Genomic DNA, 3,778 nt, shown 5'->3' with positions numbered 1-3,778 from the left:
GCACCGACCCGGTCATGGGCGTCGTAATCGGCGTCGATCTTGCGCAGCGCCAGTTTCGTGCCGTCATGCTGCTCGACGATCTGCACGGTGCCCGGCGCGTAGTCGACGGTGATCGGATCGCGGCTGGTGATGACGTCGAGGCGATTGACCGCATCATTGTGCTCGCGAACGTAGTCGAAGCTCTTGGTCGAGCCGGCATGGTTGTTGAAGGCAATGCACGGGCTGATGACGTCGATGAAGGCCGAGCCCTTGTGCTGGATCGCGCCCGCGATCAGCGGCACGAGTTGGCTCTTGTCGCCGGAGAAGCTGCGCGCCACGAAGGTCGCGCCGAGTTGCAGCGCGATCGCCACCAGGTCGATCGCGTTGTCGGTGTTGAGCACGCCTTTCTTCGATTTCGAGCCGCGGTCCGCAGTGGCCGAGAACTGGCCCTTGGTGAGGCCGTAGACGCCATTGTTCTCGACGATATAGGTCATGTTGACGCCGCGCCGGATCGAATGCGCGAATTGACCGAAGCCGATCGACGCCGAATCGCCGTCGCCGGAGACGCCGAGATAGATCAGGTCGCGGTTGGCGAGATTGGCGCCGGTCAGGACCGACGGCATACGGCCGTGCACCGAATTGAAGCCGTGCGAATTGCCGAGGAAATAATCCGGCGTCTTCGACGAGCAGCCGATGCCGGATATCTTCGCCACCCGATGCGGCTCGATCGAGAGTTCGAAGCAGGCCTCGATGATCGATGCCGTGATCGAATCGTGGCCGCAACCGGCGCATAGCGTCGAGATCTTGCCCTCGTAATCGCGATGGGTGAAACCGAGCGCGTTCTTCGGCAGTCCCGGATGATGAAATTTCGGTTTTGCAATGTAGGTCATGATACGGCCTTGCGGAGCGGGGTCACCTTGAGGCGATCCTGGTGGTCGCCGATGGATTTGGCGATGAAGCGCGCCGTGATCGGCGTGCCGTCGTAATGCACGATGGGGATCAGGCGAACCGGGTCGATGCCGTTCTCGTTGACGATCAGCGAGCGAAGCTGGCTGTCGCGATTCTGCTCGACCACGTACACGAAATCATGGTCGGCGATGAAGCTTGCGACCGAGGAATGAAACGGGAAGGCGCGGATGCGCATGCGATCCAAGAGGTGCCCGCGCGCTTCCAACAGCCCGATGGCCTCGTCCATCGCCGGCGAGGTCGAGCCGAAATAGAGCACGCCGTATTTGGTCGGCTTGGCTGCGTTGGCCTGCAGCGGGCGCGGCACCATGTCCTGGGCGGTTTCAAACTTGCGCACCAGCCGCTGCATGTTGTCGGCATAGACCGGACCTTCCTCGGAATACCGCGCATAGCGGTCGCGCGAGGTGCCGCGAGTGAAGTAGGACCCCTTGGTCGGATGGGTGCCGGGATAGGTGCGGAAGGGGATGCCGTCGCCGTCGACGTCGAGGTAGCGGCCGAAGTCGCGCCCTTCGTCCAGCATCTCGGCGGTCATGATCTTGCCGCGGTCATATTGCCGGGCGTCGTCCCAGCGCAAAGGCCGGCACAGCCGGTGGTTCATGCCGATATCGAGATCGAGCATCAGGAAGATCACGGTCTGCAGCCGCTCGGCCAGATCGAAGGCGGCGGCCGCGAATTCGAAGGCTTCGGTCGGATCTTCCGGGAACAGCAGCACATGCTTGGTGTCGCCATGCGAAGCATAGGCGCAGGCGATGATGTCGCATTGCTGGGTCCGCGTCGGCATGCCCGTGGAGGGCCCGGCGCGCTGCACGTTCATGATGACCGCCGGAATTTCCGCGAAATAGGACAGCCCGATGAACTCGGTCATCAGCGAGATGCCGGGGCCCGACGTCGCCGTGAAAGCGCGCGCGCCGTTCCAGGAGGCGCCGATCACGATGCCGATCGAGGCCAGTTCGTCCTCGCCCTGCACGATGGCGTATTTCGCCTTGCCGGTTTCGCTGTCGTGGCGCAGCCGCTTGCAATGGCTGCTGAAGGCATCCGCCAGCGAGGAGGACGGCGTGATCGGGTACCAGGCGCAGACGGTGGCGCCGCCATAGACTGCGCCGAGCGCGGCCGCGCTGTTGCCCTCGATGAAGATGCGGTCGCCGACCTTGTCGGATTTCCTGACCCGCAGCCCGATCGGGCATTTCAGGTTCTGTAGCGCCCAATCGCGGCCGAGATGCAGCGCATGGACGTTGGAGGACAACAGCTTCTCCTTGCCCTTGTATTGTTCGCCGATCAGTTGCTCGATCAGCTTCGGGTCGAGGTCGAGCAGCGCGCAGAGCGCGCCCAGATAGATGATGTTCTTGAACAGCTGGCGCTGCCGCGGATCGGTATAGGTCGAGTTGGTGATCGCGGTCAGCGGCACGCCGATCACGGTGATGTCGCCGCGAAACTTCGACGTCGGCATCGGCTTGGTCGCATCGTAGAACAGATAGCCGCCGGGCTCGATCGAGGCGACGTCCTTGTCCCAGGTCTGCGGGTTCATCGCCACCATCATGTCGACGCCGCCGCGCGCGCCGAGATGGCCGGCTTCGGTGACTCGCACCTCATACCAGGTCGGCAGGCCCTGGATGTTGGAGGGGAAGATGTTGCGCGGCGAGACCGGTACGCCGTGCCGCAGGATGGAGCGGGCGAACAGCTCGTTGGCGCTGGCCGAGCCGGAACCGTTGACGTTGGCGAAGCGGACGACGAAGTCGTTTACGCTGCTGATCGGCGTTTGCTCGGGCATGATGAACCTGCGTGAGTCATATCGATGAGGAATTTCTGCATGTCCCAAGCGCCGGTGGGACAACGTTCGGCGCATAGCCCGCAATGCAGGCAGACGTCCTCGTCTTTCACCATCACCCGTCCGGTCTTCAGGTCGGAGGACACGTAGAGGTCCTGGTCGGGATGCGGCGAGGGCGCCTTCAGGCGCGTCCGCAACTCGGCTTCCTCGCCATTCTCCGTGAAGGTGATGCAATCCATCGGGCAGATGTCGACGCAGGCGTCGCATTCGATGCAGAGCGACGTCGAGAAGATGGTCTGCACGTCGCAGTTCAGGCAGCGATGCGCCTCGCCGAGCGCGAGCTTGACGTCATAGCCGAGCTCGACCTCGGCGCGGATATCCTTCAGCGCGACCACCTTGTCGCGATGCGGCACCTTGAAGCGCTTCTCGGGCGAGATGTCGTTGTCGTAGCTCCACTCGTGAATGCCCATCTTCTGCGATGTGACGAGCACCTGCGGCAGCGGACGCTCGGTGATGTCTTCGCCGGAGCACAGTCTATGGATCGACAGCGCGGCGTCGTGGCCGTGCGCCACCGCCCAGATGATGTTCTTCGGCCCGAATGCGGCGTCGCCGCCGAAAAACACCTTTGGGTTGGTCGAGACGTAGGTCTTGGGATCGACCTTGGGCATGTTCCATTTGTCGAATTCGATGCCGCAATCGCGCTCGATCCAGGGAAACGCGTTCTCCTGGCCGACCGCGACCAGCACGTCGTCGCAGGCAATGGTCTGGTCGGGCTCGCCTGATGGCACCAGACTGCGCCGGCCCTTGGCATCATACTCGGCCTTGACCTTCTGGAAGGTGACGCCGGTCAGCTTGCCGTTGTCGTGGATGAAGGCCGTCGGTACCATGAAGTTGAGGATCGGGATGTCCTCATGCATGGCGTCTTCTTTTTCCCAGGGGCTCGCCTTCATCTCCTCGAAGCCGGAGCGCACGATCACCTTGACGTCCTCACCGCCGAGACGGCGCGCGGTGCGGCAGCAGTCCATCGCGGTATTGCCGCCGCCGAGCACGATCACGCGCTTGCCGATC

General features: G+C 63.2%; 3 protein-coding genes. All 3 read right to left on the bottom strand.

Annotated elements, in window-relative coordinates; translation table 11 throughout:
* A partial coding sequence (locus WCB02_RS10620; RefSeq protein ID WP_423958071.1) for a 2-oxoacid:ferredoxin oxidoreductase subunit beta occupies positions 1–869 on the bottom strand: 869 nt, incomplete at its 3' end.
* A complete protein-coding gene (locus tag WCB02_RS10615; protein ID WP_423958070.1) occupies positions 866–2,713 on the bottom strand; it encodes a 2-oxoacid:acceptor oxidoreductase subunit alpha in 1,848 nt (615 codons plus the stop codon). The genes WCB02_RS10620 and WCB02_RS10615, both read right to left, overlap by 4 nt.
* Positions 2,683–3,778: FAD-dependent oxidoreductase (locus WCB02_RS10610; protein WP_423958069.1), on the bottom strand; the 1,096-nt coding region annotated here is incomplete at its 5' end. The genes WCB02_RS10615 and WCB02_RS10610, both read right to left, overlap by 31 nt.

Origin of the sequence: Bradyrhizobium sp. (assembly GCF_049581145.1) — a bacterium.
Classification (GTDB): Bacteria; Pseudomonadota; Alphaproteobacteria; order Rhizobiales; family Xanthobacteraceae; genus Bradyrhizobium.
This window is presented reverse-complemented; position numbering and strand designations above follow the sequence as displayed.